Annotated in this window: 20 protein-coding genes; 11 read left to right on the top strand and 9 right to left on the bottom strand. The window is 72.0% G+C overall.

All coding sequences use genetic code 11. The features are described 5' to 3' along the window. Window positions 1–287 precede the first annotated feature (287 nt). From LWC33_RS32205 to LWC33_RS32215, 3 genes are all read right to left on the bottom strand, one after another. Complete coding sequence (locus LWC33_RS32205) at window positions 288–458, bottom strand: hypothetical protein (protein WP_233308486.1); 171 nt, start codon at window positions 456–458, stop codon at window positions 288–290. A 342-nt stretch (window positions 459–800) separates the two neighbouring features. Further along, entirely contained in the window at window positions 801–1289 is a 489-nt protein-coding gene (locus LWC33_RS32210) for a GNAT family N-acetyltransferase (RefSeq protein WP_233308487.1), read from the bottom strand. 226 nt (window positions 1290–1515) lie between these two features. Further along, window positions 1516–1791 (bottom strand): hypothetical protein, encoded by a 276-nt coding sequence (locus tag LWC33_RS32215; protein WP_233308488.1) that lies wholly within the window; start codon window positions 1789–1791, stop codon window positions 1516–1518. Window positions 1792–2709: 918 nt separating this feature from the next. On the opposite strand from LWC33_RS32215, the gene LWC33_RS32220 reads away from it, so the two are divergent. The 6 genes from LWC33_RS32220 (at window position 2710) to LWC33_RS32245 (ending at window position 8932) form a co-directional block, all read left to right on the top strand. Then, the gene (locus tag LWC33_RS32220; protein ID WP_233308489.1) at window positions 2710–3939 is read left to right on the top strand and encodes an NAD(P)-dependent oxidoreductase; all 1230 of its coding nucleotides are present in this window, start codon (window positions 2710–2712) and stop codon (window positions 3937–3939) included. Beyond that, the gene (locus tag LWC33_RS32225; protein ID WP_233308490.1) at window positions 3936–5063 is read left to right on the top strand and encodes a DUF1015 family protein; all 1128 of its coding nucleotides are present in this window, start codon (window positions 3936–3938) and stop codon (window positions 5061–5063) included. The genes LWC33_RS32220 and LWC33_RS32225 overlap by 4 nt, the downstream gene beginning before the upstream one ends. Before the next feature lie 236 nt (window positions 5064–5299). Then, window positions 5300–5500, top strand: a complete 201-nt coding sequence (locus LWC33_RS32230; protein ID WP_233308504.1) for a hypothetical protein — start codon at window positions 5300–5302, stop codon at window positions 5498–5500. Next, window positions 5497–5967: a type II toxin-antitoxin system death-on-curing family toxin gene (locus LWC33_RS32235; protein ID WP_233308491.1), complete on the top strand. Its 471-nt coding sequence runs from the start codon at window positions 5497–5499 to the stop codon at window positions 5965–5967. The genes LWC33_RS32230 and LWC33_RS32235 overlap by 4 nt, the downstream gene beginning before the upstream one ends. A 57-nt stretch (window positions 5968–6024) precedes the next feature. Beyond that, complete coding sequence (locus tag LWC33_RS32240) at window positions 6025–7695, top strand: hypothetical protein (RefSeq protein ID WP_233308492.1); 1671 nt, start codon at window positions 6025–6027, stop codon at window positions 7693–7695. Window positions 7696–8005: 310 nt separating this feature from the next. Further along, window positions 8006–8932, top strand: a complete 927-nt coding sequence (locus LWC33_RS32245) for a serine hydrolase (RefSeq protein ID WP_233308493.1) — start codon at window positions 8006–8008, stop codon at window positions 8930–8932. Window positions 8933–9077: 145 nt separating this feature from the next. On the opposite strand, the gene LWC33_RS32250 is transcribed toward LWC33_RS32245, so the two are convergent. Together LWC33_RS32250 and LWC33_RS32255 are read right to left on the bottom strand one after the other, a co-directional pair. Next, window positions 9078–9752, bottom strand: coding sequence for a VIT1/CCC1 transporter family protein (locus LWC33_RS32250; RefSeq protein ID WP_233308505.1), 675 nt, complete (start codon window positions 9750–9752; stop codon window positions 9078–9080). Between the two features lie 422 nt (window positions 9753–10174). Continuing rightward, window positions 10175–11473, bottom strand: a complete 1299-nt coding sequence (locus tag LWC33_RS32255; protein ID WP_233308494.1) for a MurT ligase domain-containing protein — start codon at window positions 11471–11473, stop codon at window positions 10175–10177. 512 nt (window positions 11474–11985) lie between these two features. On the opposite strand from LWC33_RS32255, the gene LWC33_RS32260 reads away from it, so the two are divergent. Then, entirely contained in the window at window positions 11986–14238 is a 2253-nt protein-coding gene (locus tag LWC33_RS32260; protein ID WP_233308495.1) for a penicillin-binding protein, read from the top strand. A gap of 64 nt (window positions 14239–14302) precedes the next feature. On the opposite strand, the gene LWC33_RS32265 is transcribed toward LWC33_RS32260, so the two are convergent. Further along, on the bottom strand, window positions 14303–15466 hold the full coding sequence (locus LWC33_RS32265) for a cytochrome P450 (RefSeq protein ID WP_308191041.1): 1164 nt from the start codon (window positions 15464–15466) through the stop codon (window positions 14303–14305). A 557-nt stretch (window positions 15467–16023) separates the two neighbouring features. Here LWC33_RS32265 and LWC33_RS32270 point away from each other — a divergent pair. Further along, window positions 16024–16911 carry a polysaccharide deacetylase family protein gene (locus LWC33_RS32270; protein ID WP_233308497.1) on the top strand — a complete coding sequence of 296 codons (888 nt, stop codon included), beginning with the start codon at window positions 16024–16026 and terminating at the stop codon, window positions 16909–16911. An 84-nt stretch (window positions 16912–16995) separates the two neighbouring features. Next, window positions 16996–17424 carry a hypothetical protein gene (locus tag LWC33_RS32275; protein ID WP_233308498.1) on the top strand — a complete coding sequence of 143 codons (429 nt, stop codon included), beginning with the start codon at window positions 16996–16998 and terminating at the stop codon, window positions 17422–17424. On the opposite strand, the gene LWC33_RS32280 is transcribed toward LWC33_RS32275, so the two are convergent. Next, complete coding sequence (locus LWC33_RS32280; RefSeq protein ID WP_233308499.1) at window positions 17391–18305, bottom strand: LysR family transcriptional regulator; 915 nt, start codon at window positions 18303–18305, stop codon at window positions 17391–17393. The genes LWC33_RS32275 and LWC33_RS32280 overlap by 34 nt on opposite strands. Before the next feature lie 166 nt (window positions 18306–18471). On the opposite strand from LWC33_RS32280, the gene LWC33_RS32285 reads away from it, so the two are divergent. Beyond that, complete coding sequence (locus LWC33_RS32285; protein WP_233308500.1) at window positions 18472–18828, top strand: hypothetical protein; 357 nt, start codon at window positions 18472–18474, stop codon at window positions 18826–18828. A gap of 134 nt (window positions 18829–18962) precedes the next feature. On the opposite strand, the gene LWC33_RS32290 is transcribed toward LWC33_RS32285, so the two are convergent. After that, on the bottom strand, window positions 18963–19223 hold the full coding sequence (locus LWC33_RS32290) for an alpha/beta fold hydrolase (RefSeq protein ID WP_233308501.1): 261 nt from the start codon (window positions 19221–19223) through the stop codon (window positions 18963–18965). A gap of 425 nt (window positions 19224–19648) precedes the next feature. After that, complete coding sequence (locus tag LWC33_RS32295; RefSeq protein WP_233308502.1) at window positions 19649–20008, bottom strand: AMP-binding enzyme; 360 nt, start codon at window positions 20006–20008, stop codon at window positions 19649–19651. Window positions 20009–20079: 71 nt separating this feature from the next. On the opposite strand from LWC33_RS32295, the gene LWC33_RS32300 reads away from it, so the two are divergent. Beyond that, a complete protein-coding gene (locus LWC33_RS32300) occupies window positions 20080–20373 on the top strand; it encodes an acyl-CoA dehydrogenase family protein (RefSeq protein ID WP_233308503.1) in 294 nt (97 codons plus the stop codon). Window positions 20374–20835: the final 462 nt, after the last annotated feature.

The raw sequence follows: 20835 nt of genomic DNA on the forward strand, positions 1-20835 counted from the left end.
GCTGCCGCAGCGCCGGCGCCACATAGGCGAAAGTGTTCAGATCGCCGAACTCGAAGACGAACGCGACAGCCAAAGCCAGCAACACCCCACGGTGGAACCGACCCATCGGCAGGCGATCCAAGCGGGCGGACAGCTCGACGGGGCTCATCGTGAAACTCCTGGGTCGGCGTCAGTGGGTGGGCGGGTGCCGTCGACGAGGTCCCGGACGAGGTCCCCCGGGGGCTCGAAGCGCCCCTCGGTCGACGGGCGGGACCTCGGCAGCGACGCCGGGCTGTGTCCGTTCACGGTCACCGCCGCTCGAGGTTCCAGGAGGCGGTCGGGCGCGGGTCGTTGCACCAGCGCGCCACCAGGCCGACACTCGCGGAGGCCGCAGCGCCCTGCACGGCGTCGCCACCGCCACCCGAGCGAAGGCCCTGAACTGGAGTGATCAGGACGGCGAGGGCGTCCGGGATGCTCATCGTGATTCCCCTTCACGTGCGTCTGACGTGGTCTCTGACGGGAGAACTCTCCTGCCGATCCCGGCCCTCCCGCCGTCGGCCCGGCGCTTGATACGCAGGAGGAACCGACTGTCGGCCAATCAGCGGACCGCACGTCCGTACGCAGTCAAGGGACCCGGCCGCCTCGACCTGCCTCGCTTGCTCCAGGCGATCCGCTTCTTCGGCGCTCTGGACCTGCCCGCTGACCAGGTGGCGTTCGTGTCCTGCTCAAGGGGGCGGGTCGGGCGGCGCGGGCCGAGCGGTGGTCGAAGGCCGGAACCGCGACCTCCGGAGAAGGCAGCACACCGGTGCGCGTGCCGGATGTCAGCGTCGACGGTCCGAGGCCACGCCCGGAGGGGACAGCCGCAGCCGCAGGACGACCTCGCCGTCGTCGTCCATCTCGCCGGTCGGCTCGAAGCCGAACTTCCGGTAGAACGGGCCCGGGTTGCCCGGACCCCGTTCATAGCTGGTCAACAGCTCATCGGCGCCCTCCGCCCGCACCAGGTCGACGATCTGCGTGAGCACCTCCCGGCCGATCCCACGCCCCTGGTAGCGCCGATCGACGAGCAGCCGCCACAGGAAGTAGCGCCCCCCGCTCGGCGCGTTCCACGACAGCATCACGAAGCCGACGGGCTCGTCGCCGAGATACACAGCCCGGACCCAGGGGCGGGCCTGCGGCTCGGCGGCCGCGTCCTTGAGCGACTCGGCCACCGACGCGACGAACCGCCGCTGCTCGCGCCGGACCCGGAGGGCGCGCACGCTCTTCCGGTTGTCGTCGGTGATCTCTCGCAGCTGCACCTGTGGGGACGTCATGCCGCACCCCGTCCTGAGCCGGCGCTCGGCTCGTGTGTGCTGGACCTGCCTCGGGCGGTCGCCCCGGTCAATCGTCACCTACTCGGGATAGCGACGTCACCTGAGCACTCCGCACCGCACCGCTTGGCCGCCGAACGCCTGCTCTCCCAGCTCGCCGCGGCCGCGCCGCTCACCCGAGCCGCCACCCGGGCGGCGGGGCTTACCTACCCACGTCGGACCACGCCGTTCACCCCGGGAGCTCCTGCCGCACGGGTCGTGCTCGCGTGCACGCCCACTGAGCAGCACGCCCTGCCGCTGGCGGCGCTCGCGCCAGCGCCGCGGCGTACAGCGTGTCCTCGGACTGATACTTCCGGCCCGTGTGCCCGAGGGTGAACACCTCGTCCCAGCAGGACTTGTCGCGGAAGCCCAGCTCGCGCGGGTCGAGGAAGTGCTCACAGAGACCGGTCATGTCCTGGGCGTCGACCAGGTCACGCAGGCCGAGTTGCTCGGCGCCACGATCCACCAGCGCCCCGCGGCTCCCCCTCGGTGACCGCGCCGGTGTAGTAGTACTCGTCCAGCCCCGGTCGCGACCTCGCGCAGCAGGTACTCGGTGCTGTAACCCGACGCGATGTTCAGCGCCCCGACCACCGCCGCGCGGCCCTGGGCCGAGCCGCATCGCGCACCGGGCGGTCGAAAGCCGCGCTTGCCCGTCGGATTGTGGTGCAGAGGTGTGAGTCATTTGATCTTGGTGGTTTTGTGCGGGTTTGAAGCTCTGTGAGCGTGCTGCTGGAGTGCTCGAGGTTGTTCTGCTCGTGGTCCTGGTGGGTCGTGCCGGGAAGGCTCATGTGGAGGTCGTCAGGAGTCTTGAAGGTGGACCAGACGCAGGGTCTGGGGTTTGCGCCGGAGCTGCTTGAGGGCCTTCGCGGCGGTGCCGGAAGACGCCGGCGCGGTCCTGTAACTCCGACACCGTCGGCAGCCGGCCGTGGTCGGCGGCGTGGGCGCGGGCGGCATCGAGGGCCCGGTCGCGCTGGGCGACTCCGGCGGCCGGCCCGGATCCTGTTCCTTCGCGCCGGCAACACGCCGGCGACCACGACAACCGCCCACGCGTAGCGCGCCGCCGATCCGGACCGTCAAAGAAGCCCGGCGTCGCCCAGCCGAATCGCAACTCCGATCTTCGTGACCGGCCTCTGCCGGCACTCGTCGGGAGTCGGAATCAGCGCACGGCCGTGCGCGGTAAGCGCGCGCCCTCTCCTCTTGACATGGTGCTCGACCGCCGTCACCCTAACCGCGATACCCGGAACGTGGGTTCCATTATATGAAACTCATGTGGATCTCGTGTCGCCATTCAGAGGGACTGGCCGTCGAGCGCGGTGCCTGTTCAGCCTCTATGGCGGCCCGATCGGGGCCCGGTTTGCGAACCCGTCGTGAAGGGTGTCCGCGCATGTATCTGCTGTTCGCCGATTCGGTGTCCGCCCAGACCATTGCCGAACTCGAGGCGCGGGGACATCGGTGTGCGGTGGAGCCTGCTTTGACCACGGCGGACCTGCCGGGTCGGATCGCAGGCGTCGACGGGCTGGTGGTCCGCAGCACGAAGGTCGACCGCGCGGTGTTCGAGGCCGCGGACAAGCTCGCCCTGGTGATCCGGGCCGGTGCCGGCACGAACGCCATCGACATCGAGGTCGCGGCCCGCAACGGTGTTCTGGTCTGCAACGTGCCCGGCCGCAACGCGGTCGCGGTCGCCGAGCTCACGATGGGGTTGATCCTCGCGCTGGACCGCAGGATCGCCGACAACGTTGCCGACGCGCGGCAGGGCCGTTGGGCGAAATCGACCTACACCGAGGCCAACGGGCTGCTCGGCAGTGCCCTGGGCATCCTCGGCCTGGGCTCGATCGGCCTCGCCGTGGCCGAGCGGGCGGCCGGGTTCGGGATGCGGATCGGCTGCCTGGACCGTCCCGGCCGCAGCCGGGCCACCCGCGACCGGCTGGCCGAGCTCGACGTCGCGTGCTACCGCTCGCTGCCGGACCTGCTCGCCGCCTCCGACGTGGTGAGCCTCCACGTACCGCTGTCGCCAGAGACCAAGAACCTCGTGGACGCCGAGTTCCTGGCCGCCATGAAACCATGCGCGGTCCTGGTCAACACCTCACGTGGTGAGGTGGTCGACGAGGCGGCGCTGCTCGCGGCGCTGGATGCTGGGCACGTCCGCGCAGGTCTCGACGTATTCGCCGACGAGCCCAGCTCGGGCACCGCCGAGTGGGACTCGCCGCTGGCCAGACATCCCGGGGTGGTGGCCACCCACCATATCGGCGCTTCCACCGCACAGGCCCAGGCCGCGATCGCCGCGGGGGTCGTGGAGATCGTCGACGCGTTCGCGGCAGGCGAGGCGCGCAACTGCGTCAACCTCTCACCCCGCGGACTGGGCAGCGCCACCCTCACCGTGCGTCACCTCGACAAGGTCGGCGTGCTGGCCGGCGTGCTGGAGTTGCTGCGTGAGGCACGGCTCAACGTCGAACACATGCAGAACCGGATCTTCGCGGGCGGCATGGCGGCCGTCGCCACCATCGATGTCGCAGGCATCGTGCCCACAGACCTGCTGGCAGGCCTCGATGCGCTCCCCGAGGTGCTGGGCAGCTCGCTGATCACCCTCGACCCCACCGGCACGGAGCTCGGATGACCCGCGGATACGCGCGGGAAGCCATCGCAGATACGCCGGCCGCGTCAGCCGGAGGGGCGACGACCTGCGGCGCGCAGGCCGTACGCACCTTCGCGGGCTGGCTGGTCCGCGCCGAAGCCGCCGCCGAGGAGGTGCGTCCGATGGTGGAGATCGCCATCGCCTCGCGGTTGGCGCCGCGCGCGGTACGCCCCGACTCGTACGAGCCGATGCCCCCGGCGCTCTACGTCTACCGGCAGAGCACGCCGCACGGCCAGCACATCGGCATCGTCTGCGACATCATGCCGGAGGCGTTCCTCGACGGCAGGGTGTTGGGTCACGAGTCGGTGCAGCCGCAGCGGGTCGATGGACTGACACGCTACCTGGCGACAGCGCCCCAACGGGTGGAGCTGGTCAGCACCCTGCACCGGGCCGGGCCGGTGGTCCGAGCGACATTGGCGCTGGCGCCCGAGCTACCGCCTGACCGCGACGTCGCCGGACCCGACGGCTCACGCCACACGGTGTGGCGAATCCCGCAAGGCCCGCAAACCGAAGAGCTGTGCCGCGAGCTGGGCGCCGCCACCCACTACATCGCCGACGGACACCACCGCGTGGCAGCCAGCCTCAACGTGCAGGCCCGCTCCGGACGGGGCTCCCGCCGCGGCGTGCTGTGCGTGACCTACCCCCTCGACGGACTGCGGCTGGCCTCCTTCGACCGGCGGGTCGCGGGGCCCGTCGACTCCGCGCTGGTCCGCGACCTTCTCGAAGCGAGCTTCCACGTCCGCCCGGTCGCCGACCCACAGGAGGCGATGGCGGCGGGTATCGCGGTCAACCTCGACCGCCGCTGGTACGTCGCGCGCTACTCCGGCGAGCGACCGCCCGGCTCGCCCGGCCTGGACGTCTCGCTGCTCCACGACCTGGTCCTCAACGGGCTGCCGCCCGGCACCAAGATCGAGCAGACCCGCGCCCCGATCGAGGATCTCCTCACCGCATGCGAGGCCGACGGCGGCGTACTGTTCGCGCTACCGGCGCCGCAACTCGAAACCCTCACCGCGATCGCCGACGCAGGCCAGGTGGTACCGGCCAAGAGCAGCTTCTTCTCCCCCAAACCCGGCTCGGGCATCTTCCTACGCGCACCTGCCCCCTGACCATGTCAAGGTCGCGTCGGTGGCGCTGAAGAACCTCGCCAACCGCCACAGGCCTCGGGTGCTCACGCGGTCGAGGCTGACCGGGCGGACATGACGCCGGGCAGCGGAGGACCTCAACGGCAGCGTTGCGTAGCGGAGGACCGGGGCAGAGCTGCGCGAGCAGCGGGCAAGGCTGCCTCGGACGAGTAACCGCACGTCAAACGCGGTGCCAAAGTGGTACCGTTGAGGGTGTGGCGATGAATGTGCGGTTCACCGACGAGGAGACCGAGGCCCTGCGCGCCCAGGCGGTCGCCGAGGACCGGTCGATGCAGGACGTCGCGCGCGCCGCCGTGCGCGAGTACGTCGAGCGCCACTCCCACCACGACCGGGTCGCCGAGGCCCTCGCCGTTCTCGGCCCGCGTAACAAGGATCTGCTGCGCCGGCTGGGCGATGCGTGACCGAGTACCTGACGTTGGAGTCGCTGCTGCAGGTCGCCGAGGCCGCGATCGAGGGCAAGGTGACCGTGTGCGACTTCGGGCTGCTGGAGTCCGCGGTTGCCCGACCGCGCACCACGGTTTTCGGCGCAGAGGCCTACCCGTCGATGACCGAGAAGGCGGCGGCGCTGCTGGAGTCCCTGGCGCGCAACCACGCCCTCGTCGACGGCAACAAGCGGCTCGGCTGGCTCGCGACCGAGGTGTTCTGCTTCCTCAACGGCTGGCTGGTGGTCGCCGCCGACGACGACAAGTTCGACCTGGTCATCGACGTGGCCGCGGGGGTGGTGCCCGGCGTGGCGAAGATCGCCGAGCGGCTGGAGCCGTGGCTCACCCCGCGCGTGGGCGACTTAGGCGACGGTCTGGTGCTGACTGGGCGAGGCGCGCAGAAGCCGTGGATGTGGCGGTGGGGTCGAACGGCTGCCGGCGTGTGACGACCGGACGGGACGGGCGCGGCTGCGGATCGGCGCGGCGACCGGCAGACTGGACCAGTGCCATTGTCGGCGCGCGCCACGGGGCTCGTCGTCGCGGCCGTCCGGGGGGCCGAGCAGCTGACCCGCGTCCCCGGTGCGGCGCTGAGGGCGGCGGCCGCGGTGCCGGCTGCTCTGGGCAGGGCGGCCGACGGGCTGTCGGACACGGCGCGGTTGGGGCCGTTGCGGTTCCGGCGTCGGGCGTGGGCGAGCGACGGCCGCGGGCTGATCGAGCTACGCGAGGCCGCTGACGGCGCGGACGCGGGCGCGGCGGGGCGGGCGATCGCCGCGGCGTTGCGGGGTGTGCGGGGTGTGAACTGGGCGCAGGTCAACACGGTCACCGGCCATGCGCTGGTCCTGTTCGACCAGCGGAAGGTCACCCTGGCCTCGCTGGTGGAGACCGTCAACGATGTGGAGGAGTCCCGCGGGCAGAACGACACGGGCTGGTCGCGGGCCGAGCCGCCGCACCCGGGCGATCCGGCCGCGGTCACCGGCGCCGTCATCGGTCTGGCGGCCGACCTGGCCGGGCTCGCCGCGGCGGCGATGACGAGCCTGGTCGTGGTCCCTCCGGTGCCGACCGGAGCGCGGGCGCTGATCGGCATCGTGGAGGCACAGCCGCGGGTGCGCCGGCTGGTCGAGCATGCCGTGGGCCCGGTCGGCGCGGACGCGCTGGTCGGGATCGGGTCGGGGGTGCTCAACGGGCTCTCCGGTGGGGTCGGGCCGCTGGCGGTGACCGCGCTGAGCCACGCGCTACTGCTGGGGGAGGTGCGCGCCCGGCGGAGCGCCTGGCAGGCGCAGGAAGCGCGGTTGCGGGAGGCATCAGGTGCCGATCCGGTGCACCCGCCGATCAAGGCTGACCGACCCAGCGCCTACCCGGTGGGGCCGGTCGAGGCCTTCGCCGACCGGGTCGCGGCCACGTCGCTGCTCGCTGCCGGCGCCGTGCTCGCCGTGACGGGCAGCGCGTCCCGCACGGCGTATCTGCTGCTCATCGGCGTCCCGCCGGCCGCCCGGCTGGGCCGCGAGGCCTTCGCCGCCACCCTGGCGTGGCAGCTTGCCGGCGCCGGCGTGCTTCCGATGGATCCGGGCGCGTTCCGGCGGCTGGACCGGATCACCACGGTGCTGATCGACGACAGCCTGCTCGGCCTCGCGCCCGGCGATGACGTCGGGCCGGTCGACGGATCCGACTGGCCCGCCGCCCTGCCGGAGATCCTCGAACAGCTCGCCGCCGCGGGCCTCACCGTCGCAGCGGCCCGCCGGCGGACACCTCCGGACCAGGAGGAGGCACTCCCCGCGGATCCGCTTTCCGCCACCGAGGTCCGACGGTTGCAGGCCGACGGTGAGGCAGTGCTCGTGCTGGCCACCAGCGACAACGACATCCTGGCCGCCGCCGACGTCGCCCTCGCCGTCCATCGGCCGGGCCGGCCGGTCGGCTGGGCCGCGGACCTCATCACCGACGACCCGGCAGCGGCGCTCACCGTGCTCCGCGCCGTCCCGCTCGCGCGCCGCCTCAGCCGTCGCGCCACGGCCGTGGCGACAGCGGGCACGGTCACCGCCGGACTGCTCACCACGCTGGCTCCGTGGCCGCTACGCGGCGACCTCACCCTCCAACCGGTGTACCTCACCGGCCTGATCACCCAGGCCGACGGCGTGCGCACCGCGCTCTCCGCCCGGCCCGCCGGCCGGTGGCGCTGACCGTCCTCGTCAGCTGCGGTCGACTACGCCCGCGACGGTGATCGACCGGCAGCAGGATCGGTAGCCGCTGAGGGACCGGTAGTGAGGCGTTCGCCCGCAGCGTACGGCCACCGAGGCTCTCGACCAGCTCGTCGAACGTCGCGGCCCACGGTCGGGTTCGCGCAACACGAGCAGCGTCCACCGCAGGTCCTGATGGCTGTGCTCGACCACGAAGCCGCCCTTGTGGAACTCTGCTCTGGGATTGAGACAGGACACCGTCACCCGTCGCCGGGCCGTCGCCAGAGACGCGGCATGACGGGCAGGAGCCGCGATGCCGCGTCAGTGCACCCGTAAGCCGGGTACGCGTTCGCGCGGGCTGCGCACCGGCGTCGCGGCCCTGCTGAGCGTCGGGGCCGCCCTCTCCCTCGCCCTCTCCCCCAGCGCGGTTCGGGTCACCACGCCGAGCATGCCCCACGGCGGGGATGCCCTGCGCCCGGTCGCCGTGGGCTCGAGCGGGCCGACGGCCGACGAGTGCGCCGCTCTGTCCGCGGCAACGATGAACCGACTGATCGCGGGCATGCCGCCGGGCAGCGTCTCGGTGGCCGGACTGAATCTGGACACCGGCACGCGCGTGCGCTACGACGCCGACACGCAGGTGGTCACCGCGAGCGTCATCAAGCTCGACATCCTCGAAGCGCTGCTGCTGGCCCACCGGGACGACGGCACGGTCCTCGCCGGCTCCGAGCTCGATCAGGCCACCGCGATGATCGTCAACAGCGACAACGACGCCGCGACCGCACTGTGGAACGCCGTGGGCGGCGACGGGTCCGGGCTGCAGGAGGCCACCGAGCGGCTCGGCGCCGACGCCACCACCACGGACCCGAACGGCTACTGGGGCCTGTCCACCAGCGACGCCGACGACCAGCTCACTCTGCTGAGCGACCTGGTCGATGCCGGTCCGCTCACGCCGAGCGACCGCCGACTCGCCCTGGGCCTGATGACGCGGGTCGAACCCGATCAGGCCTGGGGCATCAGCGCGATCGCCGACCCGGCCACGCCCACCGCGTTGAAGGACGGGTGGCTCGACATCGACGACGACGACGGCCGCTGGGCCACCGGAAGCGTCGGCATGCTCACCCTCCACGGTCACCGGGTCCTGCTCGCCGTGCTCACCCAACACAACCCCAGCGAGCAGGACGGGATCGCCCTCGTCGAGGCCTTGGCCCGCGCAGCCGGCACAACCCTCGACTGCTCCTGAAGACCTACGGCCAGGACTGCCTCGACATCGCCTGCCGGCCCGCCCTGCGCGAGCGTGGGACCTCGCGCGCCCGCTCCGCGGTGCGGATGTGTCGGGCGAGAACCGGCGAGCAGGGCGACGGTGGTCCCGTGGTTGCGAGTCGTCCTCAGCCCAGCGTCGCGGTGCCCGCGAGATGACCGATGGCGTAGGTGACGGCCAGGCCGATGGCGCCGCCGATGACCACCCGCACCACGGCCCGCGGTGCGGCGGTCCGACCGATCCGAGCGCTGATCGCGCCCGCCAGGCCCAGAGCGACGAGCACGGCGACGACGGTCACCGGGACCCGCCAGATCGGCGGCGGCAACAGGATCGCCAGCAACGGGAGGATCGCACCCACGCAGAACGAGAGCGCCGACGCACCCGCGGCCTGCCAGGGGTTGGTCAGATCCTCCGGGTCGAGACCCAGCTCGACCTCGGCGTGCGCGGCCAGGGCGTCGTGCGCGGTGAGCTCCTGGGCGACCTTCCGCGCGGTGTCCTCGCTGAGCCCCTTGGCCCGATAGAGCGCGGCCAGCTCGGCGAGCTCGCTGTCGGGATCGTCGATCAGCTCACAGCGTTCCTTGGACAGCAGTGCCCGCTCGGCGTCGCGCTGGCTGCTCACCGACACGAACTCGCCCAATGCCATCGACACCGCGCCGGCCACCAGACCCGCCAGCCCCGCAGTGAAGATCGGGCCACGTTGCACGGTCGCCGCGGCGACGCCGACGACCAGACCGGCGACGGAGACGATGCCGTCGTTGGCCCCCAGAACTCCGGCACGCAGCCAGTTCAGGCGGCCGAACATCCCCTGTGCGTGCGGTTCGTTCTCGTGGGTGGCGACCTCGAGGGACGCGTTCTCCTTGCCTTCCACGACTCCAGTGCAACACTCGGCGCGACGGCCCGCCACGAAGCGAAGTCTGCCCTCAAACGTCTTCATCGCTGCCTTACCGGGCCTGATGGATGCCTCACCTGAAAGCGATCCGGTCCCTGTCGCGCCCCGTCGCAGACGGGCGCTCGAACACGCCCTGAGCCGCAGGCCAGGAAGGGGAATGCCGCGACGACCCGGGAGACGATCAGGGCTCTGGGGCCGCCGATACCGGGCAGGCAAGCGAACTGACCGCAGTAACGAGACGTGGGAACGCGTCAGGGGCGGCTACCGGCCAGCGGCTCGCTGCACTAGCAGGATCCGAGCCGTCGACGGTCCGAGACCGGGGTCAGCCCGTTTCCTCACGCCGCGGGCCCGCACTGACCGCCTGCTGGACCGACAACGGGACCGGCAGCCGGTTTTGCGGCGGCGCGTTCTACGCGGGCCCGCGCGGCGAGGAAGGCGGTGTAGTCCCCGGCCAGGTCGACGGGCCCGGGTTGTCGGCACGCGGCCGCCACCGGGTCGGCCTCCACATCGTGGTCGACCTCGGCGTAGGCCAGTCGGACGGCCACGTCCGCGGCGCGGTCTCCACTGGCCGTCACCCGCCGCCCGCGCAGCCGCTCGAAGGGCACGTCCCACAGCCAGGAGGGGTCGCGGCCATCGGCCTCTCGGGAGTTCACCGCGATCACCACCGCACTCGGCGACGACTCGATCACAGCCAGCGTCTCCGACCAACCGGCCGGGTTCTTCGCCAGCAACAGGCGGATCTCCCCGGCGGCGTGCGGGAACGACCGGTAGCGGCCCGCCACCTCGTCCAGGCCCGCGACCGCCTCGGCCGCCCGGTCCGGTGACACCCCGTACGCGGTCGCGGCGGCCACCGCGAACGCCGCGTTGACCAGGTTCGCGGTGCCCGGCAGGTGCAGGGCCAGGCGGCGCTCATATCCATCCGGTCCGCTCAGCCACCCGTCCTCGGTCATGGCCCACTGGGTTGCCGGACGACGCAGCCCACAGCCGCTGCACCGCCACCTGGTCCGCGCCGGGTCGATATGGCTTCCGCACAACAGGCAGGTGACACCGTCGTGGCGCCACGTCCTCGGCGGGGCCACCCAGATCCTGCGGCGGGCCGCCTGCGCCGCGGCCACGACCAGCGGATCCTCGGCGTTGGCGATCACCGTGGTGTGCGGGCTGGCCAGCAACGCCGCCCGGATCCGCCGCACCACCGAGGCGAGCTCCCCGACCCGGTCCAGCTGATCCCTGCTCATATTCAGGAGCACGACCAACGCCGGTCGGGTCTGGGAGATGACCCCGGGCAGGTAGCCCTCGTCGATCTCCAGGACCGCGCTGTCCGCCTCCGGGGCGTCGAGCAGCGCCGCGAGTGCCCCGTCGGCCATGTTCGCCCCGGTCCGGTTCCATGCCGGCCTCGTCTGGAGTGCGACGGCGGACGCGAGCATCGCCGTCGTCGTCGACTTGCCGTTGGTCCCCGACACCAGCGCCACCCAGCGCGAACCGGTCAACCTGGCCAGCAGGCCGGGATCCACCACGAGGGCCACCCGTCCGCCGAGGACCCCACCGGCCCGACCCAACGCCCGGCACAACGAGGTGGTCGACCGCCCGACACCGATCGCGACCCAGGCCCGGCCGGACGACAACAACCCAGCCACGCTGGGGGATTCGCGCCCAGGCCCGGACCCGTGGCGCCGGGAATGCCGTGACATGTGCCAAAGATGCCCACATCTCATGCCCTCGGCAAACTCGGCGGGTGGGCCGGCAACCCGATCCGGGCTCTTCCGAGCTGCAGCCCCACCCAGTCCCCCTCCCGGCTCCCCTCGACCACCTCGGCGCCTGAGGCCTGGAAGAAGCGCAGTGACGCATCCATGTCAGCGACATGCACCATCGGGCGCAGCAACAGAGCCCCGCCGGCCGGGCCGGTGGACTCGGCCCCTGAGTCGGTCATCAGACGAGTGGAGGGCGTCGAGGAAGCGCCCGATCGGGCGAGCCGCGTCCCGGCGTCGTTTACCGTCCGCTTCCCGGCGCGCCGTTAGCGTCTCGCAGCGTGAAGCCGGAGGCAGCGACGACCCGAGACCTCCGCCGCCGTGAACCGGGCGGACCTGGTCGCAGAAGGAGAACGCCGACGCGGACTCTCGCGCCCGGTACAGCGAGGCCCCTCATTCGGTTGGGCGCCCTGTGCGTCGTCGGCGGGGTGCTGCTGGCCGGCATGGTCTTCCCGGTCGTGTCGGGCCTCGGCCTGACCGCGGGCGAGGCCGGCGCCGGCGGGCCGAGCGTCCCGGCGATCCTGGCCGACCGGGACGTCCCCCTCACCACCACCGTGACGGACGACAAGGGCGAGCCGATCGCCTTCCTGTTCGACCAGGACCGGCGGCCGACGCCGTCGGCAAGCATCTCCCCGGCGATGAAGGCCGCGATCGTGGCCGTCGAGGACCGCCGCTTCTACCAGCACAGCGGGGTCGACCCGCAGGGCGTGCTCCGCGCCCTCCTGCACAACGGCGAGAGCACCTCCCAACAGGGCGGGTCCACGCTCAGCCAGCAGTACGTGAAGAACTACACGCTCGACACCGCCACCACCGCCGCGGAGCGGACCGCCGCGACCGCACCCACTTACGCGCGCAAGCTCTCCGAGGCCCGCCTCGCGGTGGCGGTCGACCGGGCACTCGGCAAGGACGAGATCCTGGCCCGCTACCTGAACATCGTGTACTTCGGCAACGGGGCCTACGGCGTCGGCACCGCGGCCCGAACCTACTTCGACACCACCCCCGACCGGCTGACCGTGGCGCAGGCCGCCCTGCTCGCCGGGATGGTGCAGAGCCCCACCGCGTACGACCCGCTCCGCCACCCCGCCGCGGCGACCGCGCGGCGCAACGAGGTCATTCAGCTCATGGCCGGTCAAGGGGTCGTCACGCCGGCCCAGGCCGCGGCCTCGAGCGCCGGACCGCTCGGCGTACCCGCAGCGGTGAACCCACCTGCGGAGGGCTGCGCGGGTGCCGGGGACGCCGGCTACTTCTGCGCCTACGTGGTCGACTACCTCACCAAGGCCGGCTTCTCCCTCGGCCAGCTCGACCGGGGCGGGTACACCATCCGTACCACCCTCGACCGGGCGGCACTGGCCGCGGCCAAGTCCGCCGTGGACACGCAGGTCCCGCCGCGCACCCCGCACATCGCCGACGTCCTGTCGATCGTCGAGCCGGGCGCCACGGACCACCGCGTGGTCGCGATGGCCGCCAACCGGACCTACGGCCCCGACGCCGCCGCCGGCCAGAGCAGCTACGGCCTTCCCTACACCCCGGAGAACCTGGGGGCGGGCTCGGTCTACAAGATCTTCACCGCGGCCGCCGCCCTGGAGAAGGGGCTCGGGATCGACACCGTGCTCGACGTTCCCGCCAGCGGCTGGACCACCCCGTTCTTCGCCAACGCCGGCGTGCCGGTTCCGATCCACAACGCGGGCAACTACGCCTCGCGCCTCAGCCTGCAGGACGCGCTCGCCCAGTCGCCCAACACCGCCTTCGTCGCCCTCGAGCAGTACACCGGCGTCCCTGCCGTGGTCGACATGGCGGTCCGCCTGGGGATGACGTCCCTGGCCGACACCCCGACCGGGTCGAGGAGCGGGTCGCCGTCGATCGCCACGGTCACCAAGGCCCAGAACCACGCCTCGTTCACCCTGGGCGACACCCCGACCAGCGCACTGGAGCTTGCCAACGTCGCCGCCACGCTCGCCAGCCACGGGACCTGGTGCCCGCCCGACCCGATCGCCGCGATCACCGACCGCACCGGCGCCCCCGTCCCGCTCCCCGGGCCGGCGTGCAACCAGGCCGTCTCCCCGCAGCTCGCCGACACCCTGCTCACCGGCCTGAGCAAGGACGACCAGCCCGGCGGCACGTCCGCGGCGGCAGCGCGCGCCGCGGACTGGAACCGGCCGGTCGCGGCGAAGACCGGGACCACGCAGAACTACGAGTCCGCCGCGTTCGTCGGCGCGACCCCGCAGCTCGCCGGCGCCACCATCGTCTTCGACGACTCCCCCTCCCCCGCCCCGATCTGCGTCGGATCGCCTCCGCACACCTGCTCGGGCGGCAACATCTACGGAGGGCTCACCCCGGCCGCCACCTGGTACCAGGCGATGACCCGGATCCTCGGCGACCGGTCTCCGGTTCCGCTTCCCGCGACCGACGGCCGGTACGTCACGGGGGGTGCCATCGCCCGGATCCCCGACGTCGTCGGGCAAGACCTCGACACGGCGACCGACACACTGCGGCGGGCCGGCTTCGGCGTCGACACCTCCCGCGTCGACAACCTCGCTGCAGCAGACACCGTCATGGGCGAGGCTCCCCGCGGAGACAGCCTCGTCGGCCAGACCGTGCACCTCGACGTGAGCAGCGGTCACGTGCCGCCACCACCTCAGGCCCCCGGACGCTAGACGGCTTGACCTGCCGGGTGCTGGGCTTCCACGCTGGCCTTCTACACGTGGCGCGCCGAGCCGGTCACCGACCGCGACTACGACGATGCCCACCTGGCGCGGGGGTGTCCCACTTCACGGGCAGGGAGTGCACGCCGTAGACCACCATGTCCGAGCGCATCGGCACCTCCTCCGCCGGCACGGCGAGGCGGAGATGCGGGAAGCGGCGCAGCAGCGCCGGCAAGGCCACCGCCATCTCCGCCCGTGCGAGCTGCTGACCCAGACACTGGTGGACGCCGTGGCCGAAGGCCACATGGGCCGAGCGGGCGCGGCCGAGATCCAATCGGTCGGGATCGTCCCAGCGTGCGGGATCGCGGTTCGCCTGCGGTATCGCGATCAACACGGTCTCGCCGGTCTTGATGGTGACACCGCCGAGCTCCACGTCGCTCGTCGCCACGCGCGACGGGCCGAGATGGATGATCGAGAGGTACCGCAGGAGCTCCTCGACCGCGTCATCGGTCACCGACGGGTCGTCGCGGAGCCTCGCGAGCTGCTGCGGGTGCTCCAACAGGACGAACGTGCCCAACGCGATCATGTTCGCGGTGGTCTCGTGGCCGGCGACCAGCAGGAGATTCGCGATGCCGACCAGCTCGTCATGGGTCAGCCCGACGTCCTTGTCGTCGCGGATGAGCCCCGAGATCAGGTCGTCGTCCGGCTGTGTCCGCTTGGTTTCGACCAACTCGTCCATGAACCGTCGCAGCTGCCGGCGACCACGGACGAGCTCGTCGATCGGGGTGTTCAGGCGGACGAGCTGGGAGGTCACCCGCTGGAAGGTCTCCCGGGCGTCGTAGGGCACACCCAGCAGCTCGCAGATCACCAGCGAGGGCACCGGCAACGAGAACGCCGGGACGAGGTCGGCAGAGGTCCCGCCCGCCTCCATGGCGTCCAGGCGCTCGTCCACGATCTCGGTGATCCGCGGCGTGAGGGAACGCATCCGACGCAGGGTGAACTGCCCGACCACCATCCTGCGCAGGCGGGTGTGTTCCGGAGGGTCCATCGCGAGCATCTGGCCCGCCCGCGCCCTCTCGTCGAACAGCTTCGCCCTCTCCTCCTCCGAGAGCGTCATCAGTGCGTTGGCGTGGGCGCGACGGTCGTTGCTCATCGCGGGATGCGCCAGGATCTGCCGGACGTCGTCGAGCGCGGTGATCATCCAGACGGCTTTCCCGTTCGCCAGCTCGACCCGGCTCACCGGCGCCTGCTCTCGCAACCGGGCGAACGCCGCGGGCGGGTCGAACGGACAGCGTCGCTCCGTGAACTCGGGAGGTAGAGCCCTCCGGAGGCGCTGCGGGGACGCTTCCTCGACTGACCGAGTCATCAGGACTCCCTCGGAGCGAGAGATCGAGAACCGGCGGCCAGCCTAGCGATTCCTCGTCCGTGATTGTGCGAGTTCTCCGACGATGCAGACGCCGAGCGAGCGAGCCGACCGCGGCGGAACGCCTCGGGAGAGCGCGGGCACGGAGGAAGAGGTGTTGCCCATCACCCCGTGGGCACCCCACTGTGATAGCCGCCTCGCCAGGCGATCGACTGCCACATTGCTCCACATCGACTGCCACATTGCTCCACACGGTGTCACCGTGCACTGCGACCGCTCGCCGGGAAGGAGGCATCGCGTGGCGCACACCCTGCTCGGCACGGGGGGACCACCGCGCGACGCGGGTAGCGGGGACCCCGAGCCGTGGCACCGACGCGGCAGCGTTCCGGGCCCACCTCCGGGGCCCGTCCCACCCACCACCGCAAGGAGGCACCATGCCCAAGAAGATCTTCGTCTCCGTCGGCATCGACGTCGACGCCGTCGGCGGTTGGCTCGGCTCCTACGGCGGTGAGGACTCCCCGGGGGACATCTCCCGCGGCCTCTTCGCGGGCGAGGTCGGTGTGCCCCGCCTGCTCCAGCTCGCCCAGCGGCGGGACATCCCGGTGACCTGGTTCTGGCCCGGCCACTCGGTGGAGACGTTCCCGGATCAGTTCGACGAGGTCGTCGCCGCAGGTCACGAGATCGGGGTACACGGTTACAGCCACGAGAACCCGATCGCGATGACCCGCGAGCAGGAGACCGAGATCCTCGACTACTGCACCGAGCTCATCGAGCGGCGCTCCGGCAGGCGGCCGGTCGGCTACGTGGCGCCGTGGTGGGAGTTCTCCGCGGTCACCAATGAGATCCTGCTGGAGCGCGGGTTCCTCTACGACCACTCGCTGATGCACGACGACCACACCCCGTACTACGTGCGCGTCGGCGACACGTGGACGAAGATCGACTACGAGGCGGAGTCCGCCGCGGAGTGGATGAAGCCGCTGATCCGAGGCCAGGCGACCGACCTCATCGAGATACCGGCGTCGTGGTACCTCGACGACCTGCCGCCGATGATGTTCATCAAGTCCAGCCCCAACAGCCATGGCTTCGTCAGCCCACGGGACATCGAGCAGCTGTGGAAGGACCAGTTCGACTGGGTCTACCGGGAGATGGACTACGCAGTCTTCCCGATCACCATCCACCCCGACGTCTCCGGACGCCCGCAGAACCTGCTCATGCTCGAGCGTCTCCTCGACCACTTCCAGGGGCATGACGGCGTCGAGTTCGCCTTCATGGAGGACCTCGCCCGCGACTTCGCGGATCGCAACCCCCGCAAGACCGCTTGACCCCGCTGCGGCGAAGGAAGAACGGTCATGGCCCTCTAGAAGGGACGAACGCCTATGTGCGCCGGATGTCCCGGCGGCCGTGCGGTGTCACGCGGCACGGCCTACCTCAACCAGCACGGGATGAAGTCCGCCGTCCTGAAGGAGCTCCAGCGTTTCGTCGGGCCCCGCGCCGTGCTCTCCGTGTTCGGGGACCGGTGGGTGCTGACCTCCCGGACCGGGATGCGGTCGCTGTTCGACGACGTCGAGGCCCTGGCCACCGCCCTGGTCGCGGGCGGGCTCGTCGACCGCCGAGCCCTGCCCGCCGTTGCGCCGCTCGAGCAGATGCTGGGGATGGCCGGTGGTACCGGCGCGCCGCGACCGAGCGCGGTCGAGCTGGCGGCCGCGCTCCTCGCCGGCGCGGGCCAGCGGATCAGCGGCCTGTCGGCGGTCGTCGGTACGGGTGAGCCCCCGAGCGGGGCCGCGACCCGGCCGATCCGCCCTCAGCCTTCGGCAGCCACAGAGGCTGTTCGGTGAAGGTGGTCGGCCAGCGAGTCGACGGCCCGGTGAGTGACCGTGGCCGAGCGGGAGCCGCGGCAGAGGGTCAGCGAGCGCAGCGCCCACGGTTCCGCGAGGTCGCAGACGTCGAGTCGGCCGCGTGGGCCGGGGACGGAGGCGACCCGGCGGGGGACGATCGCGAGGCCGGCCCCGGCCGCGGCCAGTGCGACGACTGTGCCGAGATGGGCCGCCCGGGTGCGATGGCGTGGGACCGCAGCCGTGGGCCCGACGTGCTCGGCCAGGGCGACCTGCAAGGGTGCGGTGTCCTGCAGTCCGACCATCGGGTGCTCCACGACCTCGGCGTAGGGGACGGCCTCGCGCCCGCTCAACGGTCCGCCCGGGGCGCCGATCACGACCAGGGAGTCGTCGCAGAGCGTCTCGGCTGCGAGGCCCGCCTCCGCGGCCACCTCGCCGAGCACGACACCCAGATCGGCCTGGCCGTCACGCAGCAGCCGGGCGGTGTCGCCGCTGCGGTGTTCGGCCACGTCGACGTCGACGTCGGGATGGGCCAGAAGGAACGAAGCCAGGGCGCGCGGGACCAGATCGTGCATGGCCGAACTGCCGGCCAGGAGCGACAGCGGCGCCCCGACCGGGCGGACGTAGGACGCGATCGCGCCGTCGAGCCGGATCGCGTGGTCCAGGACCTCGCGGGCGTGTCGCGCGAGGGCGGCGCCGGCTGGCGTGGGCCGCACCCCGCGTCGGCCCCGGACGAGCAGGTCGACGCGGGCGTGGTGTTCGAGTGCGCGGATCCGTGCGCTCGCCGAGGGCAGGCTCAGGTTCGCCCGTTCCGCGCCCGCCGTGATCGAGCCCTCGGCGACCACGTGGAGGAACAGGCGCAAGTCGGTGAAGTCGTACCGCACCCGTCGAGCCTATGGCTGTGGCACAACCTCGGACTCGCGTTCCCGCCCCCCGCGGCGGGTCGCTCGCGCCGACGGATGCGGGGGACCGCGACCTCGACGGCGCGTACGGGCTCGCAGACCCCGCTTCCGGCCGGTGCAGCATGACGACTCGCTCTACCATCCCGACGTGGCCGACAACGAAGACGACCTAGGCCGAACCCCTGGCCTGCCCCTCACCGACGAGCAGCGCGACGAGCTGGTCGCCCACCAGGCGCGCCTCACCAAGGCGCTCGCCGAGGTGGAGGCGGCCCAGCACGAGCGCGACTCCTACTTCGTCGAGCTGAACGAGGCGAGCGTCGACCCGACCGAGATGGCGAAGGCGCTCGGGCTGCACCGGCTCACCGTCACTCACGCGCTGACCAATCATCGCAAGGCCGAGGCGGCGCAGCGCCTCGCTGCGGACGCGCCTCGCGCCGCGGCGCAGGCAGCCCTCGACCGGGCGCAGGAGCACGTCGATCAGGCCTGGCGGGGCCCTGCCGAGTAGACCGCTGCCCGACTCACGCCGCGCCCTGCCCGGTATCGTGCTCGCGCGGCGGTCCCGGCGTCTCTCACGGACCGGGCGCGCAGTCGTGAACCGCAGCCGGCGGACCGGAGGCGGCCCGCCCGTCGGTCGGCGTCTCACGTCGCGCCCTGGACCGCCCCGGCAGCGGTCGTGATGAGCTGCAGCACGTCCTCGGGGTGGGAGACCATTGCGACGTGGTTCGTCGGGACCTCGACGGTCGTGGCGCCCATGCGGGCCGCGAACTGGCGCTGGGCCTCGGGCGGGATGACCTGGTCGCCGTCGGCGACCAGGAACCAGGCCGGATGCGACCGCCGGGCCGGAACGCCCATGACCTCCTCGACCGCCGACCAGGACAGCGGCTGCTGCACGGCGTGCATGACGCGGGCCGTGGCCGGGTCGACGTCGGCGGCGAAGTGGTTGACGAAGTCGTCCTCGGGGATCCAGGCGAAGCCCTGCTCGTCGACCTCCAGGTGCGCCAGTGCGGGGGTCGGGGGGCCCTGCGCGAGCAGCTTGCCGATGGACTCCCCTCGTCCAGCCCGAAGGCCGCGATGTAGACCAGGCCGACGACGTTCGGCGCGTCCGTACCCGACGCCGTGATGATCTGTCCGCCGTAGGAGTGGCCCGCGACGAGCGTCGGCCCGTTCTGGCGGACCAGGACCTGGCGTAGCCGGGCGACGTCGGCGGCCAGCGAGGACTCCGGGAACTGGGGTGCCGTGACCTTGTAGCCGTCGGCCTGCAGGCGCTCGATGACCGCACTAGCAGGACCCGCGCCCGGTCAGCCGGCCGTGAGGAGCGTGGCGGCTCAGTGGATCTGGCGGTCCCTCTCGGCCCAGTGCGCCGCACGCAGCTCGCGCTTGAGGACGTTGCCGGCGGCCGAGATCGGCAGGGCGTCGACGAACTCGGCGCTGCGGAGTGCCTCGTAGCCGGCGATCCGGGCCTTGACGTGCTCGCGCAGCTCCTCGGCGCTCACGTCCTGACCGGACCTGCGGACCACGACCGCGTGCACGCGCTCGCTCCACTGCTCGTCGGGAACCCCGATCACAGCACAGGAGGCGACGGCGGGATGGGTGGCCGCGTTCTTCCGCGAGCTGTTCACCGCGCGCCGATCGGGGCGCTCCAGAACACCCGGTTCCGGCTGGCCGAGTTGGTGGCCGAGATCCATGTCGCCCAGCAGTACGTGGACCGGTGCGTGGCCGAGCACTCTCGGGAGACGCCGGCGGCGGCCTGTCCGCCGTGGACGCGACCAGGGCCAAATGGTGGACCACCGAGCTGCCGGGCCGGGTGATGGACGCCTGCCCGCAGCTGCACGGGGGCTACGGCTACATGCGCGAGTACCCGATCGCGCGAGCCTGGATGACTCGCGCGACGGAAGTCTTGTGCCGGGCGGCAGATCACCAGGGCGGCTGTGCCGTCTCGTCGGCCTCCCCCGGGCGACCTGCCCGTCCGGGCCGAGAACGTCATCGAGCGGGGTCTCGAACTCGAAGAGGTCATCTGCCACATCCTGTTCGTACGGTGGAAGGGTCGTGAAACACCCTGCGCTGCAGCGCCGTCCAGGAACGGCGGTCGGCGCGGAATCCGGTGACCGCAGCGGGCCCCGTCGGCGCACTCCCGACGATGGGTCGAGGTCGACACCGGATGCCCCCGTGCTGCCGTCCTCGGGGCCTCGAGGTCGGCAAAGGGACCTCGCCGACGTGTTCCGCGCCCTTCTGCCATATCCGTAGCTGCACCGTGGCGTCGGCCAGCGCGAGCGTGAGTTGTTCGGTCTCCGCGCAGAGCGGCCGCTCGACCTGCGAACCGGGGCCTCTCGGGCCTGGTAGCCGATCGCTCATGCCCGTCCGGCCCGTCTCCAGGCAACGGTTGAGCCAGGTCGTCATCTCCTGGCTCAACGCCCCGTGCCGTCACGGCCGTCTCGGCCGTCGGACGTCACCGGCTGGCACCGGCTGGCACCGGCTGGCACCGGCTGGCACCGGCTGGCACCGGCTGGCACCG

This window comes from Pseudonocardia terrae, from assembly GCF_021343995.1.
Taxonomy (GTDB): domain Bacteria; phylum Actinomycetota; class Actinomycetes; order Mycobacteriales; family Pseudonocardiaceae; genus Pseudonocardia; species Pseudonocardia terrae.